The 13,757-nt window shown below is 59.4% G+C and carries 12 protein-coding genes and 1 tRNA gene; 7 read left to right on the plus strand and 6 right to left on the minus strand.

Translation table 11 applies throughout. The features are described from left to right. Window positions 1-14 precede the first annotated feature (14 nt). Window positions 15-995, plus strand: a complete 981-nt coding sequence (locus ACLH0J_RS13640) for an IS5-like element IS1384 family transposase (protein ID WP_010466230.1) — start codon at window positions 15-17, stop codon at window positions 993-995. Between the two features lie 409 nt (window positions 996-1,404). Here ACLH0J_RS13640 and lldD read toward each other — a convergent pair whose 3' ends face one another. Beyond that, window positions 1,405-2,547, minus strand: a complete 1,143-nt coding sequence (gene lldD / locus ACLH0J_RS13645; protein WP_411392378.1) for an FMN-dependent L-lactate dehydrogenase LldD — start codon at window positions 2,545-2,547, stop codon at window positions 1,405-1,407. 101 nt (window positions 2,548-2,648) lie between these two features. On the opposite strand from lldD, the gene ACLH0J_RS13650 reads away from it, so the two are divergent. From ACLH0J_RS13650 to ACLH0J_RS13675, 6 genes are all read left to right on the plus strand, one after another. Then, window positions 2,649-3,545 carry a LysR family transcriptional regulator gene (locus tag ACLH0J_RS13650; RefSeq protein WP_411392379.1) on the plus strand — a complete coding sequence of 299 codons (897 nt, stop codon included), beginning with the start codon at window positions 2,649-2,651 and terminating at the stop codon, window positions 3,543-3,545. A gap of 60 nt (window positions 3,546-3,605) precedes the next feature. After that, window positions 3,606-3,681, plus strand: a tRNA-Asn gene (locus ACLH0J_RS13655). Window positions 3,682-3,857: 176 nt separating this feature from the next. After that, complete coding sequence (gene tnpB, locus ACLH0J_RS13660) at window positions 3,858-4,148, plus strand: IS66 family insertion sequence element accessory protein TnpB (protein WP_411392380.1); 291 nt, start codon at window positions 3,858-3,860, stop codon at window positions 4,146-4,148. A 154-nt stretch (window positions 4,149-4,302) separates the two neighbouring features. Then, window positions 4,303-5,406, plus strand: a complete 1,104-nt coding sequence (gene wecB / locus ACLH0J_RS13665) for a non-hydrolyzing UDP-N-acetylglucosamine 2-epimerase (protein ID WP_411392381.1) — start codon at window positions 4,303-4,305, stop codon at window positions 5,404-5,406. Then, complete coding sequence (locus tag ACLH0J_RS13670) at window positions 5,403-6,509, plus strand: glycosyl transferase (RefSeq protein WP_411392382.1); 1,107 nt, start codon at window positions 5,403-5,405, stop codon at window positions 6,507-6,509. The genes wecB and ACLH0J_RS13670 overlap by 4 nt, the downstream gene beginning before the upstream one ends. Next, window positions 6,487-7,392 carry a glycosyltransferase family 2 protein gene (locus tag ACLH0J_RS13675; protein WP_411392383.1) on the plus strand — a complete coding sequence of 302 codons (906 nt, stop codon included), beginning with the start codon at window positions 6,487-6,489 and terminating at the stop codon, window positions 7,390-7,392. The genes ACLH0J_RS13670 and ACLH0J_RS13675 overlap by 23 nt, the downstream gene beginning before the upstream one ends. Window positions 7,393-7,424: 32 nt before the next feature. Here the strand turns inward: ACLH0J_RS13675 and ACLH0J_RS13680 are convergent, their stop codons facing one another. The 5 genes from ACLH0J_RS13680 to ACLH0J_RS13700 are packed head-to-tail and all read right to left on the minus strand — an operon-like array spanning window position 7,425 to window position 13,576. Continuing rightward, complete coding sequence (locus ACLH0J_RS13680; RefSeq protein WP_411392384.1) at window positions 7,425-9,485, minus strand: glycosyltransferase; 2,061 nt, start codon at window positions 9,483-9,485, stop codon at window positions 7,425-7,427. Between the two features lie 13 nt (window positions 9,486-9,498). Continuing rightward, window positions 9,499-10,194, minus strand: a complete 696-nt coding sequence (locus tag ACLH0J_RS13685) for a 2OG-Fe(II) oxygenase family protein (protein WP_411392385.1) — start codon at window positions 10,192-10,194, stop codon at window positions 9,499-9,501. Next, window positions 10,187-11,506 carry a polysaccharide pyruvyl transferase family protein gene (locus ACLH0J_RS13690; protein ID WP_411392386.1) on the minus strand — a complete coding sequence of 440 codons (1,320 nt, stop codon included), beginning with the start codon at window positions 11,504-11,506 and terminating at the stop codon, window positions 10,187-10,189. Before ACLH0J_RS13690 ends, ACLH0J_RS13685 begins: the two co-directional genes overlap by 8 nt. Further along, a complete protein-coding gene (locus ACLH0J_RS13695) occupies window positions 11,503-12,771 on the minus strand; it encodes an ABC transporter ATP-binding protein (protein ID WP_411392387.1) in 1,269 nt (422 codons plus the stop codon). Before ACLH0J_RS13695 ends, ACLH0J_RS13690 begins: the two co-directional genes overlap by 4 nt. After that, window positions 12,761-13,576 (minus strand): ABC transporter permease, encoded by an 816-nt coding sequence (locus ACLH0J_RS13700; RefSeq protein WP_411392388.1) that lies wholly within the window; start codon window positions 13,574-13,576, stop codon window positions 12,761-12,763. The genes ACLH0J_RS13695 and ACLH0J_RS13700 overlap by 11 nt, the downstream gene beginning before the upstream one ends. Window positions 13,577-13,757 lie beyond the last annotated feature (181 nt).

Raw genomic sequence — 13,757 nt, forward strand, 5'->3', positions numbered from 1 at the left:
CACCGAGTTTCCCGATGAAGCAGATGACCTTCGCCGACGCCGAGTACGCTGGCAAGCGCAAGCAAACCCGCAAGGAGTTGTTCCTGATCGAGATGGATCGGGTGGTGCCGTGGAAGGGCTTGATTGCTTTGATCGAGCCACATTATCCGAAGGGTGAAGGTGGCCGTCCGGCCTACCCGTTGATGGCGATGCTGCGTGTGCATCTGCTGCAGAACTGGTTCGGCTACAGCGATCCAGCGATGGAGGAAGCGCTGTACGAAACCACGATCCTGCGCCAGTTTGCCGGGCTGAACCTGGAGCGCATCCCCGACGAAACCACCATTCTCAACTTCCGCCGCTTGCTGGAGAAACACGAGCTGGCGGCCGGCATCCTCGCTGTCATCAATGGCTATCTGGGCGACCGCGGCCTGTCGCTGCGCCAGGGCACCATCGTCGATGCAACGCTGATCAATGCGCCCAGTTCGACCAAGAACAAGGACGGCAAGCGCGACCCGGAAATGCACCAGACCAAGAAGGGAAACCAGTATTATTTTGGCATGAAGGCCCACATCGGCGCCGATGACGAATCGGGTCTGGTGCACAGCGTAGTGGGCACGGCGGCCAATGTGGCGGATGTCACCCAGGTGGACAAATTGCTGCATGGCGACGAAAACGTGGTCTGCGCCGATGCAGGCTACACCGGTGTCGAAAAGCGGCCCGAGCATGAAGGACGTGAAGTTATCTGGCAGGTGGCGGCACGCCGCAGCACCTACAAAAAACTCGATAAGCGCAGCGTGCTGTACAAAGCCAAGCGCAAGATTGAAAAGGCCAAGGCTCAGGTGCGCGCCAAGGTCGAGCATCCGTTCCGGGTAATCAAGCGCCAGTTCGGTTACACCAAGGTGCGCTTTCGCGGCTTGGCCAAAAACACGGCGCAACTGGTGACACTGTTCGCTCTGTCGAACCTGTGGATGGCGCGCCGACATTTACTGACGAATGCAGGAGAGGTGCGCCTGTAATGCGGGAAATGGCCACCGGAGTGGGGTCCGGGTGGCGAAAACGTAAGAAATACTCGTCGAATTGATTGTTTTTTGATCATTTGGCGAGTTTAAAAGTTGCGCTAGGTGGTATGCCGGGGAAATACATGGCTACTTCAGACCATCCCTAAGCTCTTAACTGTCTTACAGGCTCGATGAGAGTGGCGAGTGCCAAGCGTCTTACTGTTCCTTCAGTTCCGTAAAACATAGGAAACAGTTTAAACCGCTTTGCAATGGGTTATAACCCCTGGGCACAGCCGCACGTCTTGTCATCGCTTAACCTGCTTGAAAAGAATCAGAGCGAGATTCATGCCATTTATTTTTAATTAATAAAACTCCTTATAAATCAATGACTGTTTTTTAAAGTGAAAACAGTCATTGAAGAATGGCGTCAGTTATTTGGCTGCACCAGGGTGGTGTGGTCAATCTGGGCAATCGTGGTGACACCGGTCAACGTCATGGCAACACGCATTTCCTTGGCGAAGATATCCAGCAGGTTTTCCACCCCGTGCTGGCCATCGGCGGCCAGCGCATAGGCGGCTGCGCGGCCCAGCAGGCACGCCTTGGCGCCCAGGGCGAGCATGCGCACCACATCCAGCCCGGAACGGATGCCGGAGTCCACCAGCACCGTCAGGTCGTCGCCTACCGCTTCGGCAATTGCAGGCAACGCTTTGGCGGTGGACAGCACGCCGTCCAACTGCCGGCCGCCATGGTTGGAAACCACGATGCCATCGGCGCCGAAACTCACGGCGTCCTTGGCATCCTGAGGGTCGAGGATGCCTTTGATGATCATCGGGCCTTTCCAGAACTCACGAATCCACTCCAGGTCTTTCCAACTGATGGAGGGGTCGAAGTTGTTGGCCAGCCAGCCGATGTAATCTTCCAGGTGGGTGGGTTTGCCCAGGTATTTGGAGATGTTGCCCAGGTCATGCGGGCGGCCCATCAGGCCCACGTCGAAGGCCCATTGCGGTTTGGTGACGGCTTGCAGCATACGCCGCGACGCGGCGAACGGCCCGGACATACCCGAGTGAGCATCGCGGTAGCGCGCGCCCGGTGTCGGCATGTCCACCGTGAACACCAGCGTGGTGACGCCGGCCGCCTGGGCCCGCTCCAGCGCGTTGCGCATGAAACCACGGTCCTTGAGCACATAGAGCTGGAACCAGATCGACTGCGGGCTTTGCGACGCCACTTCTTCGATCGAACACACCGACACCGTCGACAAGCAGAACGGGATGCCCTTGTTGGCCGCCGCCTTGGCCGCCTGCACCTCACCGCGTCGCGCATACATACCGGTCAGGCCTACCGGGCTGAGGATCACCGGCATGGCCAATTCCTGGCCGAACACGCTGGTTTTCAGGCTCAGGTTGTCGACATTGCGCAGGATACGCTGGCGCAGGCTGATTTCGGCCAGGTCCGAACTGTTCGCGCGCATCGTGTGTTCGGCGTAGGCGCCGCCGTCGATGTAGTCGAACAGGAAGCGCGGCAGCTTGCGTTTGGCGGCTGCGCGGTAGTCGGAAGCGGACGAAATGATCATGCAGGGAGGCTCCACAGGGCAAGGTGCCTCCACCATAAGCCAATCTCTGGCATGATAAAAACAACTTTTATCGCTAGCATCCAGTCGCTGAAGGAATACTGATGAACCTCAGAACCTTGCGGGTCTTCGTCGAAGTGGTACGCCAGGGTGGTTTTTCCCAGGCGGCAGAGGTGGTGTCCTTGACCCAGTCCAGCGTGAGCAAGGCGGTCAAGACCCTGGAGGAAGAACTCGGCGCGCCGTTGCTCAATCGTCTAGGCCACAGGAACGAACTCACCGCCGCCGGCGAAATCGCCTACCGCCGCGCCCTGATCCTGCTCTCCGAACGCAACGACCTGGTCGCCGAGATCAACGACCTGTGCGGCCTCAAGCGCGGCGTGCTGCGCATCGGCTTGCCACCGGTAGGTTGCGGTGTACTGTTTGCGACGATGTTCGCCACCTACCGCAGCCGCTACCCGGACATCGACATCGAACTCACCGAATACGGCAGCAAGAAACTGCGCGAATGCCTGGAAGCCGGGGAGGTCGACCTGGCGGCCTTGCTACTGCCGGTGGACGAAGACTTCGACTACCAGCCCGTACGCAATGAGCCGCTGATGGCTGTGCTGCCCATCAGTCATCCCCTGGCACGGCGCACACGCATCGACTTCACTGACTTGGCGGATTCGCCCTTCATCCTCTTTGAAGCCGGTTTCGCCCTGAACGCCAAGATCCTCGCCGCCTGCGAACGCAAAGGCGTGGCACCCCGCGTGACGGCGCGCAGCGGCCAGATCGACTTCATCGTCGACCTGGTCGCGGCCGGCCTGGGCGTCGCCTTCCTGCCGCGCATGCTGGCGTACAAACATCAACACGCCGGCATTGCCTTGATCCCCTTGGACGAACCCGACACCGACTGGCACATCGCCCTGGCCTGGCGCGCCAGCGCCCACTTGCCACCGGCGGCCCGGGCCTGGCTGGAATTGGCCAGGGAGCATCAGGCTGTGACCGGCCATCCGGTGTAATCGCCTCCAATGCCAGAGAACGCTTGACTTCTCCTTTTCAATCAGTAACATACGGCGCATTCCGCGATAGCTCAGTTGGTAGAGCAAATGACTGTTAATCATTGGGTCCCTGGTTCGAGTCCAGGTCGTGGAGCCAGATAGGGAAAAGCCTGCAGCGATGCAGGCTTTTTTTTGCCCTGGATTTTTCCGGGGTGATCAAAGCGCACAGCGTGGCCTGCATAAAGACGATATGCGCTCCATATATCCCGCATTCAAAGTCACCACCTGATCCCCGATGCTGTGCTCCCTATTCCTTTCCGGAGCCAGCACCTCATGATGCGTCCCGACGCAAAAGTCGAAAAAGTCTATCTCTACCCCAAGCCCATCGACTTCCGAAAATCCATCGACGGCCTCGCCGCTCTGGTCGAACGGGACATCAAGGTCGCGGTGTTTGACCCGGTGCTTTTCGTGTTCCTCAACAAGCCTCGCAACCGAGTGAAGATTTTGTACTGGGGGCGCAACGGCTTCTGCCTTTGGCTATCTTTCAGCGCAAGAGGAGGGCCGCACGCAGTCGATAGTCGCTCTGCCGTGCAGAAAGCCAAGTCTGTGTCTATGCTCCGATGACGGTGCTGGTCAACGGGCCGTGCCCAAAGACCGAGCGCAAATCGGCAGCATCGAAAAATACAACGGAATGTGCGCGCAAAACGGCTGGAGTGTATCTGGGGTGCTAACCCCGGTAGTCCTTCAGCCACTTTCTGGACAGGGAGATAGGTTCGATGTGTCTGTAAAGAAGATCCTTTGCGTCGTAGGGACGCGTCCTGAAGCAATCAAAATGGCGCCGGTCATTTTGGCCCTGAAAAAAGAGCGCTGGGTGGATGTGCGTGTCGTCGCAACGGCACAACATCGCCATCTGCTGGATCAGATCCTGGTGTATTTCGGAATAGAGCCGGATATCGACTTGGATATCATGCGGCCCAGTCAAACCCTCGCCAGCCTGACGGCTCAGTTATTGCTGGACCTGGATGCCGTCCTGCTCACGGAGCAGCCCGATGCCGTTCTGGTGCAAGGCGATACCACTTCGGCGATGGCGTGTGCCTTGGCGTGTTTTTATCGACGTGTACCGGTTGGCCATATTGAAGCCGGCCTGCGCACCTGGGATACCCACCATCCTTTCCCCGAGGAGGCCAACCGGGTCATTACCGGTAAATTAGCCCGCTGGCACTTTGCGTCGACGCAAAGCGCCCGACAAAACCTGTTGAGGGAGGGCGTATCCAGCGCGGATATTTTCGTGACGGGCAATACGGTGATTGATGCGCTACTCGCGACAGCGGCCCGTGAGATAGCGCCCGACCCTGATCGTGATCCGAGCAAGCGCCTAGTGTTGGTGACGGCCCATCGCCGAGAGCATTTTGGCGAACCGTTTCGCAACATTTGCCTGGCGCTACGAACCTTGGCCGAGAACAACCCCGAGGTTCAGTTTCTTTATCCCGTGCATCCGAATCCCAACATCAAGGATGTCGCCCAGGCTTGCCTGGCCGGGCTGTCGAACTTCACGCTGTGCGCGCCGTTGGATTACGCGGCTTTTATTGCCGCGATGAACGTTGCGTATTTCATCCTGACCGACTCTGGCGGCATACAGGAGGAGGCCCCGGCGCTGGGTAAGCCTGTGCTGGTCATGCGTGATGAAACCGAGCGGCCGGAGGCGGTCGAGCAGGGCAGTGTAAAGCTGGTTGGCGTGGAGGCTGAGAGCATCGTCAAGGAGGCGCAGCGCCTGCTTGACGATGAACCAGCCTACCGGCTCATGGCGCGGGGCGTGTCGCCCTACGGCGATGGGCAGGCCGCGGGGCGTATCGTGACGGTCTTGCGTGAGCACTTTTCGTGACGCGCTTGGTATTTCTATCGCCGTTACCCTGGCACAGCTTTGCCCAGCGCCCGCATAAGTTTGTCGATTGGTTCCGCCGCCGTACAGGCGCGTCGGTGCTATGGGTTGACCCTTACCCCACGCGCTTTCCCAGGTGGAGCGATCTCACGCGCCTGCGAGTTTCCCCGGTGACGGCCGCGTCGAGCGCCACGCCGCCATGGCTAACGGTGATCAAACCTGGCGGGTTACCCATAGAGCCTCTACCGGGCTCAGGTTGGGTGAATCGGTTTTTCTGGCGGCAGGCATTGAGCCGGATCGATGAATTCGTCGACGGCTCCCCAGCCTGGCTGGTCGTCGGCAAACCGTCTGTTCTGGCGCACTTGCTGCTGCAGCGTCTTCATCACTGTTCGTCGGTGTACGACGCCATGGATGACTTCCCGGCTTTTTACACCGGCCTTTCCCGGGACGCCTTGGCGCGATGCGAACAGCGGATCGCTCAGCGCGTGGATGTGATCTGGGCGTCGAGTTCCGGGCTCGATGCGCAGTGGCGGCGTTATCGCCATGAGGTGTGCCTGGTGCCCAATGGTCTTGATCTGTCGGCGACCTCTGCCGTGAAACGGTCGTCGAAGTCATCGACCAGGAAGATTTTTGGCTACGTCGGCACGATGGCCGGCTGGTTCGACTGGGACTGGGTTGCCGCTTTGGCTGAGGGCCGGCCGAACGACGAGATTCGTTTGATCGGGCCGCTCTTCGGCACCTCGCGCGCGCAGTTGCCGGACAATGTGGTGGTGTTACCTGCGTGTGATCACGGGGCTGCATTGAGAGCGATGGCTGAGTTTGACGTTGGCTTGATTCCGTTCAAAAAGAACGTGCTCACCGCATCAGTCGATCCGATCAAATATTACGAGTACCGCGCCCTGGCCTTGCCGGTGATCTCGACTGACTTCGGCGAGATGCACTGTCGTTCAGGCTTGCCCGGAATTTTTATCAGTCATTCCCTCAGCGATATCACCGTGTTGGCCAAAGCGGCCTTGCAGTGTGGGCGTGATGCGGATGAGGCCCGTGCATTCGCACTGCAACACTCATGGGATGCTCGCTTTGATGCCGCCAAGCTTCACCCATAATTGCGATGTGATCGTCGTTAACTACAACGCCGGCAAGCTGATCGGCGAGTGCGTGGCGTCCGCGCTCAGGGAAGGCGCGTTGCGGGTGATTGTCGTGGACAACGCGTCGAGCGACGGGAGCCTGGCATTCCTGGATGCGTTCCTTGCCAGCGGGCGTTTGAGCATCGTCAGAAATACCCGGAATATGGGGTTTGCCTCGGCGTGTAATACCGGCGCGGGTGTTTCCGATGCCGGAGCATTGTTGTTCCTTAACCCTGATTGTGTGCTGATGCCATGCTCATTGCGGTACATGATGGACGCGCTGCACAGTGATCCCGCGACGGGAATGGTGGGTGGCTTTCTATGCAATCCCGATGGCTCTGAACAGCCGGGCGGGCGCCGCGTATTTCCTACGCCCAGGAGGGCGTTCGTACGGGCGTTTGGCCTATCGCGCCTGGACTGGTTATTCCCTTCTCTGTGTTCTGATTTCTTATTGCATCGCGAACCATTGCCCACCGCGCCGGTTGCGGTGGAAGCCATTTCCGGCGCTTGCATGCTGGTCAAGCGTGAGACGCTCAAACCGGTGGGCCTTTGGGATGAAGGCTATTTCCTGCATTGCGAGGATCTGGATTGGTGCATGCGCTTCAAGCTGCAACAGTGGCGTGTGCTCTTCGTGCCTCAGGCGCGCGTCATGCACTGGCGCGGCACCTGTAGCCGGGATAGGCCGTTCTTTGTCGAATGGCACAAGCATCGTGGCATGGTGCGGTTCTACCAAAAGTTCTTCAGGGCGCAATATCCAAAATGGCTGTGGGGCTGGGTGATTCTGGGCGTCTGGTTGCGCTTCTGCCTGGTTTCAACCTACCACGCGTTCAAATGGGGGCTGCGGCGCGGGCGTAGCGCATAAACCCGGACCGGGTCAGTGCGTGTGTCATCGCCTTAATCATATTCATGGGGCACCCATGGCCCCCACTTGGCTTCATAGATCGCTTTATTTCTCTCAAACAGAGCCTGGCGCTCGCCCTGGTGCATTTGATCGAACGACGCCGACAGATGGTGATGGATGAATACATCGCGGGCGCATGCGTTCGTCAGGCCGGCTTGCTCGATACGCCGGCAGTAGTCGTCGTCTTCAAAGAATCCCAGTCCGTACACCTCGTCGAGCGGACCGATTCGCATATAGGTGCTGCGCGGCATCATCACACAGAAGAACGCCAGGGTCGGCAGCCGAAGCAACTCGCCAACGTGCCGGCAGGTAAAGCGTCGAGCCGCCTGCGGCATGTCTGCGAGGTGGGTGTAGCGGATGTCGATCCTGGCCTGGTTGCCGATGTTATTGGTGATCGGTCCGATCAGGCCAAGCTCGGGGTTACGCTGCAAATGCCGCTGCAATGTACTTGCCCAGCCGGCAGTCACCTGCGTGTCGTTATTGAGCAGCACCAGGTAAGCCCCGTTTGCGATCGCCAGCCCCTGGTTATTCGCCGCCGCAAACCCGCGGTTTTCGAGGTTGAGCACAATCGTCTGTCCGCTGCGGGCCGCCCATTGGGTGAGAAATTCAGGGGTGCCGTCGATGGACGCATTGTCTACCACAATGATTTCCAGCGCGGGGCCTTCACGGTCGTTATCCAGGCTGTCCAGGCATGCACGTGTCAGCGCCAGGTTGTTGTAGGTCACGACGATGACGCTGATTCGTGGGTCGTGGTCGTGGCTTTCGGCCAGAGCCGTGAGTGCCTCGGCACGTTGTGTCCAGCTTTCTCGGGCCGCGAACGCTTGTCGCTGAGCGATCTGTTCGGCCGTGGAGGGCGCCATTGCGTGGGCGATGGCGGCAATGAAAGCGGGTTTATCGCGGGCGACTTGCACCAGTGCGCCAAATTGCTGCATCTCCGGCAGGTCTACCGAGACCACGGGTTTTCCGGCGCTAAGGTATTCATAGACTTTGACCGGGTTGGTGGCGAGCGTCAGCCTGGTGATGTGAAACGGCACGATGCAGACATCAAAGCCATGCAGGTAATAAGGCAAGGTGGCATAGGGCACTTCGCCGGTGAACTCGACGTTCGAGTAGCCGCGCAATTGCGCACGGGTGCCCACCGTATCGGCGCCGATCAGCAGCACTAAATGCTGGGGGAACGCTTCGGCGATACTGGCCACGAGGGTGTGGTCGAACCAACTGGCGATGGCGCCGTAGTAACCAATCACCGAGCGTTGCAAACGATCCCGGTAGACCGAGGCCGGCCGGCTGGAGAACCGGGTGAAATCGGCGGCGTTGCGGATGAGCGCGCGGGTTTCATTGGGTTGTGCGGACCAGCGCTGAGCCAGCCAGTCGGAGGTGAACACCCTGGCGTCGGCGTCGCGGACCAGCCGCTGTTCAAGCTGCAGAAGGTCCGGCGCGTTGTCGCCAAACCCTTGATGATCGTCCATGCAATCGTAGATCAACCGGCTATTGGGTAATACGCGGGCGATGTCGTACCAGAACGGATGCTGCACCAGTGAAATTACCCGCTCGCACTGGGCCCACAGGAGCACCTCTCCCATACTGCGGCGTAGCTGCTCAACCCTTGCACTGTCGGGAGCGCCGGAATAGATAGGCCGCGTGTCGCGAGCGAACAGGCGGACCTGGAACAGGCGGTTCTCTTCGTCCAGCGGCGCTGATTCAAAGCCGCAATGGGGTGCCTCTATCGATGACGAGCCTACATAGATCACTCTGCGTCCAGTGGCGCTTAGCGCTTGCGCCAGTTGTTGAGGGCGCTGGTGGCGAAAATCCCAATCGATGGCCCCCCAGATGATGTAGTCGGGCAGCCCCGCGTGCCGTTGCTGCGGTACACACGAAGGGCTGACGAAGGTTCGCGCACGGCTGCGGCCGCCACCCCGTAACGCATGCACAGCCCTGAGCAGGACTCGACGATAAACGGTGGCGAGGAGCTTTTTCACGCTGGCCGGCAACGGCAGCCGATGATACGCCGCACGCCAGCGGTTCCAGCGAGACGGACGCTGATGGGTCAGCATGGGAGGGAGATCCTCATTGGTTTTTCTGTTGGTCGTAAGGGTGAAGCGGTGTCTGGTCATCCGCGGGCCACATCGAACTGCTGGAGCCTGGGCGATAGAACGTGACCGTAACGCTGCGCCGCGAAGAGCGGCAGCCTTGAACAACCCGCGAGACGGCATGCCAGGAGTTATTTGCGCGTACCAGAACAGCGGAGTTTCCGACGATGGGCACCACCTCGGCCACGATGTGGGTGGGATCGGCGGAACCCAGGATCTGCAGGCAGCCACCGTCGGCGGGGTCCCAGGTTTGATTGAAATACAGAATGTGCGTGACCAGTTTGTCAGGCAGGTCAGGATGAGGGCCCAGGTTGGCCCCCGGGCCGTAATGGAAGAGGTTGGCCTCCATGGGCACTTGGGTCAGGTCCAGCCCGGTCAGCGCCGAAATGGCCTGGCGATAGGGCATCGAGCAGAGACATTGTGCCAATGCCAGCCATTGCCGACTCAGGGCCTGCGGGTTGACCGTTTGGTGACTGTCCATGGCGATCAATTGCCTTGCCTCGTATTCGTAGTCCTTTTCTCCGCCGTAGCCGCTAACCGTCTTGAAATGATCGTGTGGGTAGGTTTCGGCCAGCGCCCTGGCATCTTCGGGGGTATAGAGCCCGTTGATCTGTGCCCAGGAATAAGGCGCGTTGTGCAAGCGATGAACGCTCAGTTTTTTCAGGTCAATCATGTCCAATGGCTCCCAGCCAGTTCTTCAGGGTACGACGCAGGTGGCGCAACGGCGCCGTCAGCTTGAAAGAGTTGGACTGATACAGCGCTTCCAGCTCGCGTTGTTTCTGTAGGCATTCGCTTTGCATGTCGACGCTCTGTTGGATCTGGATGTGCAGTTTTTCCAGAACGTCGGGCAACGTTTGCCAATACCGGTTGAGCGCTGGCTGAGTGGGCCTGCGACCTTCACGGATCAGTGCCGCCACCTGGTCCCAGTGCTCGTCGAGCTGCTCCATGGCGTGGGCGGTCACCGTGGAAACAGGCTGGCGCCCCAGTTGCGCGCGAAACCAGTGCGGATCAATAACTTGATCCTTGTGCAACGGGAATATTCGCCCGTGGCTGGGCAGCGCGGTGTACTTGCCGGAACTCAGGTCGGCAGAGGAGAAGATCGGTACGCCGAAAGCCAATGCGCTGATCGCCAAATGGTAGCTGTGCCCGATCACCCCTTCGGCCTGGGCAAGCAGTTCGGCCAGGAGCAGGGGCTCCGGCCAGAACGGCAAACTCCGCGAACGCTGCAGACCGTCGCCCAGGACCGATGCGTGATCACCGAGTACCGGGCCGATGGGCAGCAGTAGCAGTTGCAAGTCTTCGAATTGCTCGCCATGGCTACTCCACAGGTGCAGAAAACTCTCCAGCCCCCGGATCGTGTGCACGACCAGATAGGGTTTGTTCAGCCCGGCGCTGGCGCAGAGCGCGAGAAAAGCGGCCGAAGGCGATTGCGGGTTGATCAGCCGGGGCAGGCCGAAAGCTGTATCGGGGAGTACCTCGATACGCGCGGTGTCCGTCAACTCGGCCAGGGCCGTTTTCGACAGCGCGTCACGCACCCTGATGTGGGGGCTGTGTTCCAGGGCCAGTTTTACCAGGGGCGCCGCCCAGTGCGGGATGTCATTGCCGTGCATGCCCGGTGCATTCCAGATCAGTGGGATGCCGTGTTGCAAGGCGATCAGGGCGGGTGTCAGCCAGTAACCGGTGGGGTGATGAATGGAGGCGTCGGGGGGGTAATAGTCTCTGGCGACCGTCTTGTCGAAACGGATGATGAAACCGCCGCCGATCAATACCCCATCCAGTTGCCCGGCGATTTCCGGTAGCCGGGTCAGTGACGTGACTGCGTAAGGCCATTCATCTGCGGTTTTCCCGTGATAAGAAAACCGGTGAAGGGTCAGCGTGCCCAGGCGCCTGGTCAATTCCGCCTCAGCGATGATGGGAAACAGCAAGTCGCCATAGTTGGCGACATCGAAGGTTCCGAAGATCCCGACCTGCCATGCTCGGCTCATGGTTGTTCCCTGGTTGTCATCGTTGGGTGTGGAGGCGCGGCGTGTATGCCCAGATCGACGAAACCGAGGAACTCCTTATTGCCAGGCAAGGTGTCGAACGCCAGTAACGCGACCTGCTTTTCAATCAGATGTGCGGTTTCTTCGTGGTGGCCGTTCATCAGTTTCAGCGTGATGTGGTACTTGCCTGGGGCGAGGTTGGCGGGGAAGTTGACGGTGATCGTCGCCTTGCGCCAGCCGTCCTGAGTCGCCTCCACTTGCAGCGGCAGATTGGCCCCGCCAATCACCAGCAGGCGCGCTTCCTGGATGGTCACACTGACGCTCGGCAGCTCGATGGTGTCGCGAACCTGGGTTTCAATACGCAACTCGATGGGCTCGCCGTACACAAAACTCGAATACAGGCCCTCGGTACTGGTAAAGCAAGCCGCCACGATATGGCCCTCATCGGTGCCAAAGGCGATACCGCCCCGTTTGGCAAGAAAAGCCTTGGGGACGACCGTTACCTTACCGCCACTTGCCTGGCGGCGCTGCTCGTCACGCATGTCCAGCAGGTAAAGCTCGGCCATCGCTTCGGCAGTACCGCTGGCGCGCACCTGGCCTTCCCGCAGGTAAATGACCCGATTGCAAAAACGTTTGACCATGCTCATGTCATGGGACACGAACAGCAGCGTAGTACCTCGTCGTGTCAGTGCCTCAAGGCGGCTGAGGCATTTGAACTGAAAGGACGCGTCGCCCACGGCGAGGGCCTCATCGACGATCAGGATGTCCGGCTCCACGCACACCGCCACCGCGAAGGCCAGCCGCACCAGCATGCCGCTCGAGTAGGTCTTGGTCGGTTGATCGATAAAGTCGCCAATATTGGCAAAATCAGTGATCTCGGCAAAACGCGCGTCGATCTGCGCACGGCTGAGTCCCAGTACGGCGCCGTTCATGTAGACGTTTTCGCGTCCGGTGAACGCGTGATCGAAGCCCGAACCCAACTCCAGCAACGCCGCGATGCGCCCCTGGCTTTGAATGCTGCCGGAGGTGGCACTCAGCGTGCCGCAGATCAGTTGCAGCAGCGTTGATTTGCCGCTGCCGTTGCGGCCGATGATGCCGACCGTTTCACCTTTGTGCAGTTCCAGGGAGACGTCCTGGAGTGCACGGAACTCGCTGTAAAACTGCTTTTTGCCGCGATACAGCATTTGCCATAGGCGGGCTCTCGGTGTCGCATAGAGGTGATAGTGCTTACTCAGATGAGTCGTTTGTACCGCGATGTCAGAGCACATCGGCGAATCCTCGGCGGGTCTTCTGGAACCAGGTGAACCCCAGCCAGGCGACGCCGCTGGCAACGAGCAGGCCGCAGGCCCATGTGAAAGGGTCCGGTATTACGCCCCAGAACAGCACGTCACGGGTCTGCTCGACCACGAGCGTGAGCGGATTAAGGCGAAGCAGGCCTTGGTAGGCCGCGGGAAAGGCGCTGGTCGGATAAAAGATCGCGGAGACGAACATCAACGCGGTGGTCAGTACGCCGACGATCTGGCCGACATCACGCAGGTAAACGCCCAGCGATGCCAATACCCAGCAGATCCCCAGGGTGAAGAGCACCAGTGGCAATAGGACCAAGGGCAGTAACAGGCCGGTCAAAGGGGGCAAGCCGAAAAACACCAGGTGGAAGACCAGCCAGATCGCCAGGCTGGCCAAGGTATGGAACAACACGGCGCCCAACACCACCCATGGCAGGATCTCCAGAGGGAACATGACTTTCTTGACATAGTTAGTGTTGGCGAGAATCAGGCCGGGTGCTCGGGCCACACATTCGGCAAACACATTGAAGGTCAGCAGGCCGGCAAATACCAACAGGGCGAATTCGGATTTCGAGCCGCTGCCCTGAGGCCAGCGCAGCTTGAGCATCGTGCTGAACACGAAGGTATAAACCAGCAGCATGAGCAACGGATTGAGCAACGACCACAAAAGCCCCATGACGGAGCCGCGATACCGACCAACCACCTCCCGCTGGATCATGGAAACCAACAGCTCCTTATGTCGCCACGGGCTGGAAAACACTCCGGTCCGCGTATTTGCGTCACTCATCCAACGATTCCCATAACCAGTGCAATGCGCTCATGAGTCTAGTCAGGAATAGCCGTTTAGCTATTTTGTCCGTCACGCCAACCGGTCTTCAGGCAATCGCCGCGTCCGATAAAAATTTTTGGTATTCGACGCTTGAAATTTCTCCCCCCGAACCTACCTAGGCTTTACGCGATGCCGAATG

This window comes from Pseudomonas sp. MPB23, assembly GCF_046605395.1.
Lineage (GTDB): Bacteria > Pseudomonadota > Gammaproteobacteria > Pseudomonadales > Pseudomonadaceae > Aquipseudomonas.